Origin of the sequence: Bacillus sp. cl96 (assembly GCF_900100505.1) — a bacterium.
Lineage (GTDB): Bacteria > Bacillota > Bacilli > Bacillales > Bacillaceae_G > Bacillus_A > Bacillus_A cereus.
Window position 1 is genome coordinate 33,617 of sequence record NZ_FNDM01000015.1, and the last position, 19,145, is coordinate 52,761.

Consider the following 19,145-nt stretch of genomic DNA (forward strand, 5'->3'; position numbering starts at 1 on the left):
CTCATAATTATGTGGTATCGGGAATTTGTTTCGGTGTTCTTTTATTATAATTATGATTACTATAAGTGATAAAGCTACAGGTATAAAAACGATTAACGAAGCATCTTAATGTTTATGAAATTCTTTGTTAATCGTTTCTCTTCTCCCTAATCTCCTGCGAGACTATATTTTTTTACTAAAATTTTCCATATCTTATTTGATTTATTCTGTAACACCAGATTGGGTTACTTTTACATCAGCTGTTACACGAAAACGTAAATGTTTATAGGATTCTTCCCATTCTTGACTGTTCCATTTTCTTACGTGAGTTCTACCAAGCTTTCTAAGTCCTATAGGATCTGTGTCTTTTTTAATAAATCTCTTTATCAATGTAGTTGCTTTTTTTTCTATTTCTTTTTCCATAATTTTTTCTAATTTTTTTATTTCTTTAGGATTATCTAGATTTTTTGTTTTTGTAAATTCTTGAATTTCAGCTTTAACTTGAATATGAGCATTTACGAATGGATGCTTACTATTCCCCTCCATCTTATATTTTGTTCTAGCTTTTATATTCTCTATCGTGGCGTAAGTATTTGAGGAACCAGGTAGTTTGAATTGGTATGTACCTTGTTTAAAATTATCTGTCAACAATTTAAATACAAATAAATCTTTAGGGTTTACTTTATCAACCATTTTACATCTTTTAAAAAGTGCTATTCCATCTAACTCCAACACATTACCTTTTTTAGATATTATCGGTAAATATGAATCTCTCGCATCATCATTAAGTTGGTTTAAAAACATAAAAAAATTTGTTTTTGGCTGCGTTCCATTATCCATATTTTGCTCCAGTAAAGAGGATAGATAGGAAGCAATTTCTTTTTCTTCAGAATAGTTCCCCTTTAATAGTGATTCCCCTTTTACATTTGTAATTGCTAAATAAATTGCATTTCCTACACTAGGATTTCGGTTCAAAGTCTCTAAAATTTCCTGCATTCCCTTATCAATTATTTTTTCATTAAATATAATAACACGCAATTGCCCCAACTCTAGAGGTCCAGAAGATTTTTCGGATGCTCTTGCAAGAACTTCTCTACCAGTCTGGCCTGATGCTGAATAGATTTTCGTTTCACCTTCCCCGCCTCCTTTATAAGCTGAAATCGCAAAGGTTCTTTTTAGCTTACCTTTTGCTTCGGTATCATATGCCGCAACTTGAACTAAGTCAATGTCATCCACAATTTTCGTTTTAGCACAACCTATTAAGAAGACACTTACTATAAGGAAAAGTATCCATCGCTTCATGTTTATCTCCTTAACTTTATTTTGGCGGTTTGAATTAGCCATAATATAGGTAGGTATACATATATATATACAAAGCCAATTTGACCTGTCCAAGTATTTAATAAGTTAATTTTATTACGGTTATTCAAGAAAAATGATAAAACAAAGATGAACAGGATGATAACTGGCAAAACATATTTTTGCTTTATTCCCAGTGCCTCTTTTATACCACGACTTACTCCCCATAATGTAAAGGAAACATTGGGTAATATAAAAAAAGCCCAAACAGAAACAATAATGTATTCAAACCGCTCTATAAAGGGAAATTGTATAATTTTAATCATGCTTAAATATGCCCATATCGCGCTCGCTAGTTGTTTTTCACTAAAAAACGCAAGAGTTAAAATCATAAGGTATGTGTAGACAATAGTCGTTACTAAATTTGCATAGTGCGCATATTTTTGAGACGTTCTTGCCTTTTTAATAAATGGGTAGTATAACAATAACATTTCAAATCCAAAAAAACTAAACATATTTCCTTTCATTCCTTTCATAATTTCTAGGAATGAATGCTGTGCAATTGGAAATAAATTTTGGAAATCTGCATACTGCAAAGGATAAAAAAATGTGAAGATTAGAATGCTTGGGATAACGATTCCAAAGAAGCCGATTCCAGCAACTACACGAAATCCTCCAGTCACAATGTAATAACATAGACCCAAAAAAGCCCCTGCTATAATCCAAGATGAAATGGAAGGAAACATCCAAACATGTACTACTTCTATATAAGTATGTAGGGTTGTTGCACCTAACAATACAATATAAGATAAAAAAATGAAGTTGAACAATCCACCAATCCATTTTCCAAGTACGTCTTGATTGATTGCAATGATATCTCCATTACCCTGATTTAAAATCTGATATATAATCCAAATCATAAGATTAACAGATATTCCAAAAAGCAGCGTGCTAATCCACGCATCATTTCCAACTAATTTTGCACTAATCCTTTCAAAACCAAGCATACCAACCCCCATCTGTATAGTAATAATTAAAAAAAACACCATATATGGAGAGACTTGATACTCAATTGGGACCTGTTTCATAATGCTCCTCCCTGTTAATTTCAATCATCAAAATCATTTCGTGATTTGATTTTATTTTTCTCTACCTCTTCTGGATTAAAACGAAAACGCTGTTTAGACCTTGAAAAAATAGGACGTCGGAACATCGCTGAGATTGGCATACGTATAATGCTGTCTTTCCAATCTGTAGGGCGTGTAGGATAAAAAGGGAACAAATAAGGACGTCTTAATGATTCTGTACGTAATAAACGTGCTAAAAGTAAAGAACTTGTTAAAACAATTCCTAATAAGCCCAACAGGTGTGCAGCTATTATAAAAGGAAAACGAATTACTCGAATTGTATTACCAATTCGATATATTGGTGCTGTAAATGAACTAAGAGCTGAAAGTGCAACAATAATAATAAGTACGTTACTTGTAAGACTTGCCTCTACCGATGCTTGTCCAATAACAATACCCCCTACTATACCGACAGTTAGACCCACTTTAGTTGGTAAACGTGTCCCCGCTTCTCTCAGTAATTCAATCGTTATTTCTAAAAAAAGTGCTTCAATGACTGGAGGAAAAGGTACTTTACTTCTCGATATGATCAACGTTTCAAGAAGTTCTTTTGGAATTAGCTCATAATGATATGTTAAGATCGAAACATATAATGGAGTCGTTAAAACAGAAAACATAAAAGCAAAAATCCTTAACAGTCGAAAAAATGAGGCCATAATCCAAGGCATGGTATAATCTTCTGTCGTAGAAAAAAAGTCAATTAATGTTGTTGGAAGAGTGATAGCATAAGGCGAGCCATCTACAAAAAGTACAATTTTCCCTTCTGCTAATACAGCTGCTACACGGTCCGGACGTTCTGTATTCAAAAATTGAGGGAATATAGAATTCGGGTTGTCTGCAATTAACTGAATCAAATAAGTACTATCCAAAACATGGTCTGTTTTTATTTGGCTTACCCGTTTTATAATTTCTTGTAGATTTTGATCATTTACAATTCCCTCAATAAATACAATTGCAACAGTTGTGTTAGAGAGCGCGCCTACTTTCAATTCCTTCATTTGTAAATAAGGTGTTGGAAGCTTTCTACGTACCAAATTTAAATTCACATCTAAATCTTCGACAAATGCGATTTGCGGACCCACAATATTGTATTCAATTTCAGCTTTTGTAATATCCCTTTTTTCTTTCTTTGACACATTTACTAACAAACAATTTAATTTATCTGTATCGAACTGAATAAGTATATAGCCGTTTAAAATACTATCCTGAATATCTTTCATTTGATTTGTTATTTTTGAATTCTCAAAGGGTAAGACAGACTGAATATCTTGTAACGAATCGAAGCTCTTCTCTTTTATATAAGTCAAAACTTCTTCATGAAATATATTTACATCGATTAATGTTCTAAAATATGAAATGACTATAGAGGATTTGTTTGAAGCGATCTCCAACGTTATAAAATCTTTAGATTTTTTTAGTAATTGCATTAATTCCTGCAAAGATTTTATAGAGTGAACAGGTACTTTTTCATGTGGTTTCAATTGATAATACCCTTCCTTTCAAAAAGAACCTATATATATTTTTTAGAAATTTCTATTTTAAAAATGAGGGATATTTATATGTCAATATGCTCCTTAAAAATAATGCCTTTTTAACTAACTTAACCAAAATTAGTTGAAAAATGTATTACAAGTAAAAATTTGAAATGTCTCCAAGAAAAATTACAATATTAAAAACATCCTTTCTTTTGGTTCTAAAGAAAGGATGTTTTTATAACAGGCTTTTTCAAGTGTCTATTCTATAGGGTACATTTACCAGTGTTCTTCTCTTTATTATTTCATTAAGTAACATTGGCATTACATTCTGTATGGTTTCTTAAAAAATTTCAGTAAGAGAATATCTTAATTTTGAAGTGTACAAATAGGGAGAGTGACTTCAACTGTAGTCCCCTTATTCATTTCACTCTTAATAAATATCTTTCCCTGATGTGTTTCAATGATTTTATAACAGATCATTAATCCTAAGCCAATCCCCTCTTCTTTAATACTATAAAAAGGTTCTCCGAGGTATGGTATACGTTCTTTTGGAATCCCACACCCTTGATCGATAAAACGAATGCTTACTTGATTATTATCAAGTATATTTATTTGAATGAGAATTTCCCCTCCCATCGGCATAGATTCAATTGCATTTTTTAATATATTAACAAATACTTGTTTTAATTGATTTCCTTCACATGAAATCAATGGAATACCAGGGTTAAGATCGATTCTAAATTTTATATTATTCATTATTGCTTGAGGTTGTAGTAGCATTAAAACTTGATCCATTAGCACACTCATATTATTAGGTTGCATTTTTACTACCTGTGGTTTGGCTACCGCCATAAATTCAGTTGTAATGCTCTCTATACGCTCAATCTCTGATGATATTATATTAATATAACCCTGATTATTCTCATTTTCCGTTGATTTTAGTAATTGCATGAACCCTTTCATTGCAGTTAATGGATTATTAATCTCATGAGCCATTACAGTCGCTAATTGTCCTACAACAGCAAGTTTTTCAGATTTTCGTAATAATTCTTCTGTTTTTAGCCGTTCAGTGATATCACGAGAAATACTTAGGAAAACCTTTTTACCATTTAAGTTAAAAACACGAACACTAAACTCAGTTGTTATTACTTTTCCTGTTGGAAAAACATATTCATCTTGCAAAGTGAAGGAAGTTTGTCCTTTTTTAATTTTTTCTAATAACCTTACGATTATTTGAGAATCTTGTGGTACTATATTTGAAAATGATAATGAAAGCAACTCTTCTCTACTATATCCAAATCTTCTACACCCAACAGGGTTTACCTCAATAAATCGACTTGGAGCATTATCTTCATTCAGCTCTACTACATATACCGCATCAGTTGCTTGTTCGATTAGTGCACGGTACTTCATTTCACTATCTCTTAATTGCTGGTGTAATCGATGCCGTTCTCTTTCTGCTTGTTTTCTTTCAGAGATGTCTCTACATATTGCTGATAAAGCTATCACATTTCCTCTTACATCTAGTATAGGAGAAACTGTCAGACTGATATCAAGAAGACTCCCATCACTCCGTTGTCTAACAGTTTCTAATCTAGTAACCACCGATTCTCCTGTTAGAATTTTCTGAATATTTTCAAGCGATTCTTCCATTAAAAAATCCGGTACACAAGGTAATCTCTTACCTATGATTTCTTGTGATGACCACCCAAATATCTTTTCATAAGCTTTATTGGCTTGTAAAATATGCCCTTCTCGATCAGAAATGGTAATAGCATCTAGATTGTGCTTTATAAATGATTCTAATAATTCTTTGGTAGCGCTTAATTCTGATTCTACCTTTTTCCTTTCGGTTATATCAACTGTAGAACCAACAACTTCAATAACTTGTCCATTTCGTTTAATTGGCCTAAGCGCAATAAGAATAATAGTTTTATCATTTGGCCAAGGTAATTCAAATATAATTTCTTTTCCTTCCCATGCCTGGAGATAGTACTTCATCAATTGTGGAACTAAATGTGGAGGAATAATAGAAGCATCAATAGTACGTAAGCTTTTTCCTACCACCTGTTCAGAATAAAATCCGTTTTGATAATAAAACTGTCCATCACATAAAGTGTGTATAAAGTGCTTATCCACTTTTTTAAATTTAAAAATTCCTCCTTGAAGCTCATGTACGGTATCTGTAAGTTCTTGCTTCGATTTTTTTAATTCTCGATTCATTTTAGATAAGTCCTGTGTTAAATAATACAATCTCTGGTAGGCTTCCATAAGAAATAGCCCAATTAAAAGTCCTAACGCTATATATAATAAGCCTCCTGTGTAAAGTAATGTAGTGTTAAATAATACCCCAACTAACCACTTTATTCCAATAAAAACAGAAAAATATAAAGATGCACTTTTAAAAGGATGTAGTTTTTTTACATAAATTTTAAAAGTAGAAAATAGAATCCCCATACATAAATAAGCAATCACAGGAGGTTCCCAATACTCTCCAATGTAAAAAATACGCATTAATATTATGCTAATTAGCGTAATCCAACCCGCAATACGACCAAAGTAAATAAAAGATAGAATAAGAGGAACAACTCGAAGATCGTAGGAAAATCCCATGTATGGAAAAGAAAAGAACATTAACGTAACTGCAATAATCCCTCCATAGAGCTTTTCGAAATATCGACTAGAATTAATTGTAAACACTTGAATAAATATTGCTGCGCTAACTAATAAAGAAAAAATAGAAAGGTTGATGAAATAATCTTTAATAATCATGTAATGTCCCTCCTTGCATTAAGTGTATTCGACAAAAAAGCTAAAAATCCTACAAATTGTATAAACAGTTCAAATGTATAAATTTTAAACTAGGATAAAATCTGGAAAAGTAAATAAGGAGCACAGCAGATGAGATATTTTAATGAAAAATAGTTCAAAAAAGATAATAGTAACCGTTGACTACTATTATCTTTTTTCTTTAAGTTATCGTAGTATGTCTGAAACTCTAAGGGACGTGGTATGTCATTTCATCAAACAATAATTATATACTGAGTCATGAATATAGGAACTTCAACAGTAATTTTTGAAAAATAACATAAAAAAACAAAACTATCTTTGAAAATGGAAAAAATCTATATGAATGTCAACTAATCTATGTACAAAAACGTTCACTTAATTTTGCATAAAGTCACTCCACTTAGGAAGCTAAGTAGTTCCTCAAGGTCGATAAGAACACCTGTAGATGCTTCAGGATAACTACATAATTGTATGAGTAATGTACTTGAAACCTTTCGGTAAAGCCATCCACATAATGCAAGTAACGCCTTGGTTCAATATTTACTTTTTCTTGAGCTAAGTATTCTAGGACATAAGGAGAAATATGCCATTACAATTTTTCAATTAACTTGTTGTCTAGTTTATTGTCCAGCTCCAATTACTTCGTTACTTTCAGATTCAGTTCATTATATTTTGTACTTTGTCTTTATACACAACATATTCTTTACCATTCACTACTGCTACTACCGCAAATTCATCATTTGGATTGAATGAAAGCCAATCAGCCCACATGTTAGTATTAGCCCCTCCACTCCACATATTATGAACAGTATTTTTAGTTAAATTCATAACTTTATAAGACGCATTTGGCGCATTTGTTCCAGTCTTTATTTCAAAAGTGTATGCGTTATGAATCTTTTTATAAAAGTAGAAAACGTTTGATGGACGAAGCTGATTCAAAAAATCCTGTTCTTTTTTCTCTGCAATTTTTATCCCTTCTTGCAAAGTGACAACATCTGTTTTTAATATTTTCCAACTGTTTTTCGCTGCATTCAAGCTAGGGGTTAAGAATTTATATTTATTTTGATCGGCTTTTTGAGCTGCATTCTCAATATGCCCTAGAACGCCCGAATATTGAGAATCTAAATCCTCCCATTGCGTAGACATATAGGTAAGAGCAGTGATAGCACTATCAAGCATACTATGCATATCACTAATATTATGAAATGCAACTCCAACTACACGATTCAATGTTATTTTATAATCTACAGTCTGACGCAATTTTGCTAATTCAGGTTCTAGCCAACCTAACTTACCTCTTGCATCACCTATCATTATGCCACCAGCAATCAAGGTTGGAATAAAGGGAATTTTCACCATGTCTAACCCCTTAGATTCTATATCTTTCTGATATTTTACTTGTCCTAAAAGGTCCTCTAGACGCTTTTGGTCAGCCTCCACATCGGCACCTTGGTTTTTTAAAATCGATTGCAATGTCTCTTTATGACTTCCAAATGTTCTAACATCTTCTCCAATAGCATTTTTTAATTGCATTAATTCTTCTATTAATGCTTTTGCAGACTTTTGATTTTGTTGAATTCCTCCCTGTAAATCTGTAATCCCTTTTTTTAAAGTATCTCCATTTCCAGTATTGATCGCCTCTACTAATGTTTCATAATAATTTTCAAATTTTGTATCGTATTCTATAATGCCTGTCAATGTATCTAAAAGCTGTTTTTTTACTTGTGTATTCCATGTAACAGCATGTGCTCTTGCATTCTTTTGATCTTGTACAATTTTACTAGGTAAATCCGCATTTCCATTAATAGTTATTCCTTCAAAACTCACATCTGGATTATGAATTAGCAAATAAGAATATTCATTCATAGCTTTTGCAAATAAACCAGCATCTTGCAAAGCTTTTTTCATCTGTTCTTCATTTGCTGAAAGAGACATATTTTCAGTGTTCGTTTGTTCAATTTCAATTGCAAAAGTTTCTAGTGGTATGACTGCATAAGTAGTTGTTATAGTTAAAAACGCTGATATAGCGAGTAGTTTATTAGGGATTTTTTTCATCATTTCGTATTCCTCCTATATAAGGTATGGTTTCAAGTTCTAATCTTATTAAAAAGCGATGTCTTTCAAAATGAGTTCTACATCTTTTATCAGTATCGTTTGAACTTTCTTTAGCAGCCTTCAAATCATTAAGTATTAAAGAAAATGTATATAATCTACTTCAAATTAACCGATTCTGTTGCAAATTTTAAAAAAGCAATTAAACTACAAGGTTATTTTTTATTCGAATCATACTTATATATAATTGAAAGGCGAAGTCTTTAATGAGACTCCGCCTTTCTGTTATATAAGGATTTATTAATTATTACTTTTCTGTTTAACAGTGTAATCATAGACTTTCCATGTTTTAGTTCACTTTACAACAGAATTAATATTTCCCTATTTTTGTGGAGTAACAGTTTCCACTTTTAATTCCTTTATTCCTTCTTTTAATGTAACAGCATCTGTTCGTAATGTTTTCCAACTGTCTTTCGCTGCATTTAAATTAGGTTTTAAGAATTTAAATTTATTTTGATCGGCTTTTTGAGCTGCATTCTCAATATGCCCTAGAACGCCCGAATATTGAGAATCTAAATCATGCCACTGCGTGGACATATAAGTAAGAGCGTTAATGGCATCATCAAGCGCCTTGTGCATTTCATTAATATTACTGTAAGCAACTCCAACTACACGATTTAAGGTTACTTTATAATCCACGGTCTGACGTAATTCTGCTAATAAAGGCTCTAACTTACCTAAATTATCCCTTGCTACTCCGACTATAATACCGCCTATTATTGGTAGACCCAAAATAGCACCCTTCATTACATTAAACCCATCAGATTCTAATTGTTTATAATAGTTTACTGATCCTAATACTTCTTCTAGACGCTTTTGATCGGCATCAACATCTGCACCTTGATTTTTTAAAATTGACTGCAAGAGCTCTTTATTACTTCCAAAAGCTCTAACATCATGTCCAATAGCGTCTCTTAATTTAGTTAATTCTTCTATTAGTTGTTGTGCATACTTTTGATTTTGTTGAATTTCACCTCGCAAATCTGTAATCCCTTCTTTTAAAGTTTCTCCATCCCCTGTATTAATCGCTTCTACCATTGTTTCATAATAATTGTCAAATGTTGTATCGTATTCAACAATACCATTCAATGTATCTAAAAGTTGTTTTTTTACTTTCGTATCCCAAGTAACAGCATGTGCCCTTGCATTCTTTTGATCTTGTACGATTCTACCAGGTAAATCTACATATCCATTAATGGTAATTCCCTCAAAATTCACATCAGGATTCTTAATTAACATATAAGAATAGGCATTCATAGATTTTGCAAATAATCCAGCCTTTTGCAAGGTCTCTTTCATTCTCGCTTCATTTGCAGAAAGAGCCGTATCTCCATTGTTCGTTTGTTCAATTTCACTTGCAAAAGTTGTTACTGGTGAAACTACATTAGCAGTTGTAATAGTTAATAGCGTCGATACAGCGAGTAATTTGTAAGGGATTTTTTTTATCATTTCATTTTCCTCCAATTTAGGTTTTATATTTCAGTTCTACTCCTGTTTAAAAGCAATATCTTTTGAAATGAATTCTGCATCTTTATGAATATCATTCCAACTTTCTTTAGCGGCTTTTAAATCATCTGGTATTAAAGAGAATTTGTGGTCTTGCATAGAATCGATATTATCCAGTAAATCTGTATAATTTGCGCCCATTGTATTCCATTGCTTTTGAATATTTGTTAGAGACAATATCGCTTGATCTACAGTCTGATATAAATATGCCAATGTTTCTTTCGCGTTAGTAAGCGAAAGAACTGCTTGATTAGCACGATCTGCTTTCATACTTAATTCTCCGATTTTATTAGAAATTTCATTATAGGAGTCCATATGCTTAGATGCTGTGACACCAGCCGCAGTTCCTAGACCGATACCAGCTGCACCAAGAGCCGAGAGTCCACCAACAACAGCCGGTGTTGCTGTACCGCCAGTTACAACAATAACTACCGCTCCTCCAATAGCTGCAATAACTAAAATAGCTGCTCCCAATCCACCACCAATTGACCATGCTAATACATCATCAAAATGTTTTTTCTGAGTAGAACGAAGTTGCTCAATTTCAGCTTGAAGTTGTGGAATCGTTGCCTGTTGACCTGCTAATATTGCAGTTAATCCACCTTTCCCATCTGGACCACCAACATTATTTTTAAAATCTGTAGAATTTTGATATAGTTTCCCTTTGAAGTCTTGTAGCATCTTAATCACATCTGTAACTTCTTTTGAATTTGTATTGATTGTAGTAATTAAATCATTTATACCCTCTTTTAGACCTGCCTTATCTTTCTTTTGTACAGTTTCTACTAATGTGTCGTAATAATTTTGAAATTGTTCATCGTAATTTACAATATTACGAGCAGTTTTTTGAATCTGTGGCTTCGCTGTATCTAACCAGTAATTCGCATTGATTCGTGACAGCTCTTGATTAAGGTGAATATTTTTGAGCAACTCTCCCCCCTCTGAGCCTAAATCGATATTAGATAAATTTACATTTGGTTGCTTAATCATTGTTTTTGCGTATAAATCCATTACTAGAATATGAGACCCTGTTTCAGCTAATGCTTTCTTCAGTCCTTCGGGGCCTAATGCATAATTGCCTACTTTTTGTTCTTGAGCGGTCGTTTCTTGTGCAAATGCATGAATAGTGTTACCGGTAGTAGCAGTTATAACAGTTGCTAATGTAGCTAAAGTTAGTACTTTGAATGGAAATTTTTTCATGACTATTCTCCTTCTTTCGCTAAATGCTTATACTCTTTATAGATTTCCAAAAACGTAATATCAAAATTTATATACTTGCTCTTCAAGGTAACTTATTACATTTTTTAATTGTCTTAATGTATCTTTTTGAGACTGCTCGTTAGTTGTATCAACATTAGTAGATAATTTTGTAATGCTATTTTTTATTAGATTTAAATCTTCTTTATAGCGCTTTAGTAGATCAAGTTCTACATCTACTTGATTTGCAAACGTATGCAAATCATTTTGTGTAAGAAGAAGCATTGATTTTTGTAAATCAGCTATTGATAATTTCGTTGTTAAATCATATATTTTTTGATTTTGTTTCTCTAAATCATCTAAATATGCTCGCTGTTCTGCTGTTAATTTATTTACTTCAGCAAAAACGCCAAATGTTTTCTTAATCTTTTCGGTATCAATGACCTTCATCAGGTCATACTCTTGTGTTTTTGCTGCGGCTGCGGCTGCTATTTCACCTTGTTTGCTTTTCTCAATTGCTTCACGAGCTGCTTTTTTTGCTGATTCAATCTCTAGAGCCGTTTTACCTTGCTCTGTTGCTTCTTGCACTGCTTTTTTCTCAGCTTCTAGAATAGAGTTGTTAATTTCTTTTCCTTTGTTATACGCTGCCACCCCTGCTTGCGCAGCTGGTTCAATAATTTCTTTTGAAAGACTATAAACTTCTTTGAATATAGCAAATCCCTGTTCATTTAAAGCCCCTGGTATTAATGCAATTTGCTGTAAATCATTTTGAATTGCTTTTTTGGTATTTAATATTTCATTTTTTAACTGGTCTATTTTTCCTGTTCCGTCTGTACTTAGTATGCCTTGAGCAGTTGCCACATTGGTATCAAAATCTTTTAATTTTTTATCAAGCTGTAATTTAAGATCTGTTAATTCATTGATTTGCCGTTGCGTATTTTCTTGATTCGTCATAGCCATTTCTTGAAGTACTTCAAGTCTATCCGAAAACCCTTCTCTATCTTCTTTATTGTCTACAAACGATTTTAATGTCGGGTAATAGCTATTAAATTTTGTTACAAATCCTTTACTTTTTGAATTTAATAGAATTAACTGTGGATAGAGTTCCGATGACCATTCCTTCATATCTTGTTTGATTAGGAATTGATTGGTATTTAAAGCTGGGACTTCCTCTAGCTGTACATTAGGACTCATTAAAGATTGATCAATATACGTTTGGATTAATTTAGATTGCGCACCTAATTTTCGTAATGATGAAGAAATATCCATGCCTTCCTGTTGAGTTTCCGCTTGAACGATTGGTGTTGCGAGAGTATTGATAGGAATAATTGCTCCAGTTACTATGGATGTTATTAAAAATCCTGTCATTATTTTAGTTTTCATTCCGTACACTCCTTTACCATTGTTTTTATAACTTAATTCATATAACTTGTACGACCGCTCTCGTTGTAAACTGGATAAGAAGGAAAAATCTTTCAGATACGTTAATATCGTTGTTTTTTATTTCTAATAGGATGTAAAGATTTTATTTATCTCTCATTTCGATACTCTATTTTTTTAAATATAAATAACAAAAATTTATTAACTATATTTGAATCAGGCACCCTATGAGTAGTAAATTATTAATTCTTTCCTAAAGTTGCGGTTTAACTTACAGAATCGTGAGGATCAATAAACCAATGCTTACAGTTAATCTCGTCATAACATTGTTTAATTTAAATTTAATAATATTACTCTTAGTTTTATCAGCAAACTCCTTACTAGACTACAAAAGATGGAATTATGCTGTACATCGCTTATACTTTTATTGCGGAATAACTTCACTTTTGTTATGCAGAAACTTAGAACACGTTTATTACAAATTTGATTCTTGACCTCTTGTGGATAAATTTACTATTTAGAAAATTATTAACAACATAATGTTACTTACAACTTCACTATAATTCCTATTAGCGTAACCTTCTCCTTTCTGTCTGGTCATACCAGTTATGTTGTTCATTAAAACATTAAATTTTTAATGCGTAAATAGAAAAATTTTGTCGATTAAGCTCGATAATTTACTGTTAAATAAAAATATGCCCCGAAAAAAATTATATAAATATAGTTATTCATAAATTTCATTTCTGTAATTGTAATGATTACAAATTAATGTGTATACGGTTAAAAATAACTATTTTAGCTCAACCAAGAAATTTTATTTTAGAAAAAATACTTATAGAATAATATAATAGGTCTTTTTATACTTTTTTACCTTTATTTAGTTATGTATAATTGCATAAAATGTAGATATATTTAGTAATATATGTTATATTGTTGATTTTTTTACAAAACATTTTAATATCATTATTAACAAATATACAATATGAAGATATTAGTCTATAAACTTATCATCGTTATAAACATAGGTTTTAAATTACAAAAAAGCTGCAAAGCTTACTTGGAACACTTTGCAGCCTTCTGTCTTTTTGTTTTCTTTAGCAAAATAATGGTTAGTGTATTTTCATTTTTTGGGATACTTATACCCATGTTTAAGTCTTTACATTGAAGACAGCAGATAACAAGCTTATATTACTGTATATTTTTCACGGTACTGCCTAGGAGTCATACTAGTGATTTTTTTGAAAACTCTTATAAAATAACTTTGGTCATTAAAGTTAAGCCACGCACAGATATCTGATAACGAATAAGTAGTGAGTGTTAATAATTTTTTTGCTTCTTCCACTCTTTCCCTTTGAATATATTCGCTTAAAGTAATTCCCATTTCTTTTTTAAATAGTTTAGACAGATAAGTAGGCGTAATTTCTAAATGATTAGCAAGTTCATTCAGAGATATTCCATCGTAAACATTTTTATTAATATGTTTTATACATGTAGTAACCGCGTAAGAATACTTTTTTGCATTGTATTCTTTCACACGATCTGCAAAGGTACGTAAAGCGTCCCCTGACAATCGCTTTACAGATTCTACATTATCTAATTGTTCTAGGGTTTGTATATATAAAATACTATGGGCAAAAGCAATATCTGGTGGCAGGTTTCCTTCTATTGCATATCGAGTGGCTAAGGTAATCGCAATAATTCCAAGGTTTTTTTGATTCCTGAGCGGATCCTCTATTAGCATAAGTTCAACATCTTCTTGCGAAACCGCATACATATACTGTATTAACTTTTTTTTATTTCCTTCTTTAATAGTCGAAAAGAAATCATTTACTAATGCCATATTGTGCGTTTTAGGTTTGTTTTGTCGGCGTTTTAAAATATATAAATCCGGTTTCACAATTTTATTAGGAACTTCCTCTAGTACTTTATTTTTTTCCAAGACAATATCTACATCTAACTTTTCATTGAAAATCATGTAATGTAATAAAATTCCCATATCAATTAATGTAGTTTTTTTAATCTCAGATAAACACTGATAATAGGCAAGTCTTTCTTGAATGTTATCATTTGCTTTAAATTCTTTCTGAAATTTTATGATCATATCATCTGAATCTTTTGGATGTATAGTAGGACCGATTATAATAGTCCCTTTAATATCATCATGATTTTCTATATGAATTAGAACAAAATTTTCAAGATAGTTGTTACTTCGGAAAAGTGGCAAGTTAAAGGGATCGTTTTCTTGATAAATATCAGTAAGATGTTCTTCTTTTGAAGAATAAAAAGGACTACAAACATTATCAGATGTAGAATGATATAAAATTTTTCTGTCTGCAGATAAAATATGTACAGGGGCATTAAATGCTTTATGTGCAAGATCACACAAGTGTTGTATATCGATAGAAGTATTCATTACATTCTCCTTTATAGATCTATAAAATATATTCTGTTAGATATAATTCACGACAAATAATACTATAAAATATCAAATTAGTACAATTCACAACAAAATATTACTATATCTTTTTTATAAAAATCATATATTATTTAATTGTAGTTAGCATCTAAATATCAGAGTAGATAAGATAAGTAAAGGAAATAAGCTAAGTTCTTTTCTTAATTCTACAAGATATAATTATTGAACTTGAGAAAACAGTGAAATACTACAAAATACAGTGGTAGTCAATGCGAGGACCAAGCTGGAAAAAGATTTAAAATACAGCGAAAATAACAGGAGATACTGTACCACCGCAAGAAACAACAGTCAAAGTTCCAATTCAATCACTTATACAAATTGAATTCAAAAAAATAAATACTGCTAATTTAAATATGAAACTGAAAAACTATTTTGCTCCAAATTTTAAAAAAAGATAATAAAGAAGTTGTGAAATTGGAAACAGATGAAAGCGATATGGCTATTTTTGAAGCACTATGCTTTGAAAAGTATAAGGTGGAGGAAATTCAAGTACTCAACTAAACATTTAATTGAGAGAAAGGTCTTTTCATCAACTAAAAATAAAAAAACGAATGGAATTTTCAAAAAAATGACACTATATTACTGGTCGCAACATTAGCTTACTTTCCACAAAAGAGGAAAATATATATAGACTTTACAAATACTAAAAATAGCAAACTAGATGGTTTTAGTACCGCATCACATAAAGTGAAACTTTAATCAGTGGGTGTTTTGTTCATCCCCCCTGATTATTAGCCCACACCAATCGGGCTTTTACGGGCAAATAGCGAGATAAACTTATTATTAATTTCCAAATACAATAGTTGTTAATCAACCAAAAACTTCAATAACCAAGGTGCACAGTAAATTGACATCAAAACAATTCTTACTACAATATCAAGTTTTGCTTATTCTATAAAAAAAGAAATATCACTTAAAAACTATTCCTTTATATCGATTTAGACATAAAACATTTTATTATATCGGCTTAAGTATTATGGAATTAAAATTGCAAATAACACCAAAACTCTTTAAAGGGTTCATACATCGCTCGTATCGAATTTATCACCTTCCAATATCTACGTCATTAACATAACTAAAAAACATCATTACAAAGGAATCTGAGAGGTTTTTTCAATTCCGAAATTTATTTTTTTGTAAATTAAAGGAAAAATAATCCGTATATATACGGATTATTTTCTTAGTGTAGTCTGTATTGACCTGTTAACTGTTTTTCAGCCATTCGAACTAAGCGTTTTGTAATCTCTCCACCGATCCGAACCATTTGCAGATGATGTGATGTATCAGGTCCCAGTGTGACTCCTAGTTCAAAAGCAATTTCATACTTCATTTGCTCAATAGTACTTGTAGTAGCAGACATAAGAATTTCATTTGTATCACTTTCGTATCTTTGAATATTTATAAATAACATGTGCCTAATTATGCTATTTATGCATGATCAACCTAATTTATTCCAGTATTTTTATAGGAACCCTTTCCCTCCCCTTATTCCACCAATTAAATTTGAAACACAAATGTACATTGCATTTCAATATAACAATAAAAGCTACAAAAGCAACGAATTTACTACTTTAAAGTTAAGTGTTTAACCTTGAAGTACTTAAATTCTTTTTTCCAGATAAAGCATACATTATATCTTGATGTTTTATTGTCCTCTTATAATTATGTGGTATCGGGAATTTTTTTCGGTATTCTTTCATTATAATTAAAGTTTGAAGTTCTATGCTCAATACTTTTGCGAGGATATGATAGTTATATCCATTGTTTAACAGAGAAATTATGTCATAAAACATAGTTTTTCCACCCACTAATTTTACTAATTTATTCTTTAACTCATCCCCCTTTTCTTTAGCTTTATCAATTTCTAACAACATAGATTTTTTATTTGTCTGCTTAATGTATTGAGTATACAACTCTGGGAATTCTTTTTGTACTTCTTTGTTTAATACTGGTCTATATTTAATCATATAAGTAACTTGTAACAAAGAGCGTTTTAACAAACTATCTTCAATGAGATACGCTACTTTATTAAATAAATGTACATATTCCTCAATATTGGAATAACTATTAAAATGAGCTAATACTCTACTTTTTATACTAAAAGCCTTGCCTACATAAATAATATTGTCATTATAGTCTTTAATGAAATAAATACCACTGTCAGATTTTTTCAATTTATTATCCAATTCTTCTATACTCATAAAATGCAATTCACTCATACTTCTCTCTCCTTAGCAGCGTTAAATCGTAAAAAACAAGCAAGGTTTCTAAAAAAGTACTTAGCTGCCCTAGCATCTCTTATTTTATCTCTTGCTAAATGTCAAAACACTGTTTCTATGTTACTCAACTATCAATATGATTATTAATAAAATTTTCGATCGTTATTATCTCGCAATTTTATCATGTAATTTCGAGATCGTTTCCTCATTTAAATTACTGTGTTTTATCGAATAAAGGAAATATACTACTACCCCAATAGTAATCCAAATACTAAAGTACACCCATGTCCTTAACGGTAAATTTAGCATTAAAAACACACAGCATACAATTGCAACGCATGGTAATACAGGTACAAAAGGCACCATAAATCCACGTTTTAAATTTGGGTGTGATTTACGAAGGATAATAACTGATAGACAAACTAACGCAAACGTCACCAAACTACCGATATTAACTAAATTAACTAATTCTTTCAAATCAATAAACCCAGCTATTATAGAGCTCCCTATTCCTGCTAATCCAGTTATAAAAGTGGGTGCTCCAGTTTTCTTATTAACTTTCGCAAATGATTTCGGTAACAATCCATCGCGACTCATTGCAAAGAATACTCGTGTTGCCGCATACATATTGGAAAAAATAACAGCCATAAGGCCAATTACAGCACCTGCAGCAATTGCACCAGCGACTTTTCCTTGTCCTACCACTTCCATTACATAAGCCATTGCCTCAGGGACATTTAATTCTTTATAGGAAACCATTCCTGTCATAACAAGGCATACCATAACATAAATAATTGTACATATGATTAATGATGCAATAATACCGATGGGAAGATTACGCTTCGGATCTTTTACTTCTTCTGCTGAAGTTGCTAATATATCAAAACCTGTGAAAGCGAATAAAATAGCTGCTCCACCCGTAAAAACCCCACTTAAACCGTATGGTGCAATTGGTATCCAGTTCATTGGTTTTACATAGAATATACCAACTGTAATAAACAACAAAATCATACCAATTTTAATCAATACCATTATATTATTGATTCGTTTACTTTCCCTTGTACCACGGGATAACATCCATGCTAATATCAATGTAATGATTACTGCTGGTAGATTCACAATACCACCATGTGAAGGGATCGTTACTAGAGCTTTAGGTATCTCTAATCCAAACCCTTTTATTAAATTGTGGAAATAGCCTGTCCATCCAGCAGCGACAGCCGCTGTTGCCACGATATATATTAACAGCAATGACCAACCTACTAGATGAGCAACAAACTCACCAATTGTTGCATATGAGTACGTATATACACTACCAGACGCCGGGAGTGTAGAAGCAATTTCCGCGTAACATAATGCTATAAATCCACATATAATTGCTGCAAGTATAAATGAAAAAACAACTGCTGGACCAGCATTTGTTGCTGCTACTAATCCAGTTAACACAAGAACACCCGTTCCAACTATCGAGCCTACCCCTAACATAATTAAATCAAATGCTCCTAATGTTTTCGTTAAAGTCTTGCTTTGATTATGCTCTAACAATTGTGTAACGGATTTCTTTTTTAGTAAATTACTCATATTT

At 31.5% G+C, this 19,145-nt stretch carries 13 protein-coding genes; 1 reads left to right on the forward strand and 12 read right to left on the reverse strand.

Annotation, left to right across the window (positions count from 1 at the left end; translation table 11 throughout):
* Positions 1-201: 201 nt before the first annotated feature.
* From BLT20_RS25020 to BLT20_RS25060, 9 genes are all read right to left on the reverse strand, one after another.
* Positions 202-1,281, reverse strand: a complete 1,080-nt coding sequence (locus tag BLT20_RS25020; protein ID WP_073339968.1) for a Ger(x)C family spore germination protein — start codon at positions 1,279-1,281, stop codon at positions 202-204.
* Positions 1,282-1,283: 2 nt separating this feature from the next.
* The gene (locus BLT20_RS25025) at positions 1,284-2,366 is read right to left on the reverse strand and encodes a GerAB/ArcD/ProY family transporter (RefSeq protein WP_000815828.1); all 1,083 of its coding nucleotides are present in this window, start codon (positions 2,364-2,366) and stop codon (positions 1,284-1,286) included.
* Positions 2,367-2,386: 20 nt separating this feature from the next.
* Entirely contained in the window at positions 2,387-3,886 is a 1,500-nt protein-coding gene (locus BLT20_RS25030) for a spore germination protein (RefSeq protein WP_000802292.1), read from the reverse strand.
* 360 nt (positions 3,887-4,246) lie between these two features.
* Entirely contained in the window at positions 4,247-6,652 is a 2,406-nt protein-coding gene (locus tag BLT20_RS25035) for a PAS domain S-box protein (protein WP_000584282.1), read from the reverse strand.
* Between the two features lie 675 nt (positions 6,653-7,327).
* Positions 7,328-8,728, reverse strand: a complete 1,401-nt coding sequence (gene hblA, locus BLT20_RS25040) for a hemolysin BL regulatory component HblB (RefSeq protein WP_000976150.1) — start codon at positions 8,726-8,728, stop codon at positions 7,328-7,330.
* A 375-nt stretch (positions 8,729-9,103) separates the two neighbouring features.
* Positions 9,104-10,231, reverse strand: a complete 1,128-nt coding sequence (gene hblB, locus BLT20_RS25045; protein WP_000591970.1) for a hemolysin BL binding component B — start codon at positions 10,229-10,231, stop codon at positions 9,104-9,106.
* Between the two features lie 36 nt (positions 10,232-10,267).
* Positions 10,268-11,488: a hemolytic enterotoxin HBL lytic component L1 gene (gene hblD / locus BLT20_RS25050; RefSeq protein WP_000714435.1), complete on the reverse strand. Its 1,221-nt coding sequence runs from the start codon at positions 11,486-11,488 to the stop codon at positions 10,268-10,270.
* Positions 11,489-11,548: 60 nt separating this feature from the next.
* On the reverse strand, positions 11,549-12,868 hold the full coding sequence (gene hblC / locus BLT20_RS25055; RefSeq protein WP_000850222.1) for a hemolytic enterotoxin HBL lytic component L2: 1,320 nt from the start codon (positions 12,866-12,868) through the stop codon (positions 11,549-11,551).
* 1,180 nt (positions 12,869-14,048) lie between these two features.
* The gene (locus BLT20_RS25060) at positions 14,049-15,278 is read right to left on the reverse strand and encodes a helix-turn-helix domain-containing protein (RefSeq protein WP_001097912.1); all 1,230 of its coding nucleotides are present in this window, start codon (positions 15,276-15,278) and stop codon (positions 14,049-14,051) included.
* Positions 15,279-15,713: 435 nt separating this feature from the next.
* Between BLT20_RS25060 and BLT20_RS25070 the strand changes: the two genes are divergently transcribed.
* Positions 15,714-15,842: a hypothetical protein gene (locus BLT20_RS25070; RefSeq protein ID WP_002026045.1), complete on the forward strand. Its 129-nt coding sequence runs from the start codon at positions 15,714-15,716 to the stop codon at positions 15,840-15,842.
* Positions 15,843-16,521: 679 nt separating this feature from the next.
* Here BLT20_RS25070 and BLT20_RS25075 read toward each other — a convergent pair.
* The 3 genes from BLT20_RS25075 to BLT20_RS25085 form a co-directional block, all read right to left on the reverse strand.
* Positions 16,522-16,752 (reverse strand): alpha/beta-type small acid-soluble spore protein, encoded by a 231-nt coding sequence (locus BLT20_RS25075; RefSeq protein ID WP_000897400.1) that lies wholly within the window; start codon positions 16,750-16,752, stop codon positions 16,522-16,524.
* A gap of 166 nt (positions 16,753-16,918) precedes the next feature.
* Positions 16,919-17,560, reverse strand: coding sequence for a GIY-YIG nuclease family protein (locus tag BLT20_RS25080; RefSeq protein ID WP_001292165.1), 642 nt, complete (start codon positions 17,558-17,560; stop codon positions 16,919-16,921).
* Between the two features lie 165 nt (positions 17,561-17,725).
* A complete protein-coding gene (locus BLT20_RS25085) occupies positions 17,726-19,141 on the reverse strand; it encodes an amino acid permease (protein WP_000067462.1) in 1,416 nt (471 codons plus the stop codon).
* Between the last annotated feature and the right edge of the window lie 4 nt (positions 19,142-19,145).

Excerpts from the sequence above, each read along its gene's own strand:
- BLT20_RS25020 (WP_073339968.1), bottom strand. The coding sequence starts at position 1,281 with ATGAAGCGATGGATACTTTTCCTTATAGTAAGTGTCTTCTTAATAGGT.
- BLT20_RS25025 (WP_000815828.1), bottom strand. The coding sequence starts at position 2,366 with ATGAAACAGGTCCCAATTGAGTATCAAGTCTCTCCATATATGGTGTTT.
- BLT20_RS25035 (WP_000584282.1), bottom strand. The coding sequence starts at position 6,652 with ATGATTATTAAAGATTATTTCATCAACCTTTCTATTTTTTCTTTATTA.
- hblA (WP_000976150.1), bottom strand. The coding sequence starts at position 8,728 with ATGATGAAAAAAATCCCTAATAAACTACTCGCTATATCAGCGTTTTTA.
- hblB (WP_000591970.1), bottom strand. The coding sequence starts at position 10,231 with ATGATAAAAAAAATCCCTTACAAATTACTCGCTGTATCGACGCTATTA.
- hblD (WP_000714435.1), bottom strand. The coding sequence starts at position 11,488 with ATGAAAAAATTTCCATTCAAAGTACTAACTTTAGCTACATTAGCAACT.
- hblC (WP_000850222.1), bottom strand. The coding sequence starts at position 12,868 with ATGAAAACTAAAATAATGACAGGATTTTTAATAACATCCATAGTAACT.
- BLT20_RS25060 (WP_001097912.1), bottom strand. The coding sequence starts at position 15,278 with ATGAATACTTCTATCGATATACAACACTTGTGTGATCTTGCACATAAA.
- BLT20_RS25075 (WP_000897400.1), bottom strand. The coding sequence starts at position 16,752 with ATGTTATTTATAAATATTCAAAGATACGAAAGTGATACAAATGAAATT.
- BLT20_RS25080 (WP_001292165.1), bottom strand. The coding sequence starts at position 17,560 with ATGAGTGAATTGCATTTTATGAGTATAGAAGAATTGGATAATAAATTG.
- BLT20_RS25085 (WP_000067462.1), bottom strand. The coding sequence starts at position 19,141 with ATGAGTAATTTACTAAAAAAGAAATCCGTTACACAATTGTTAGAGCAT.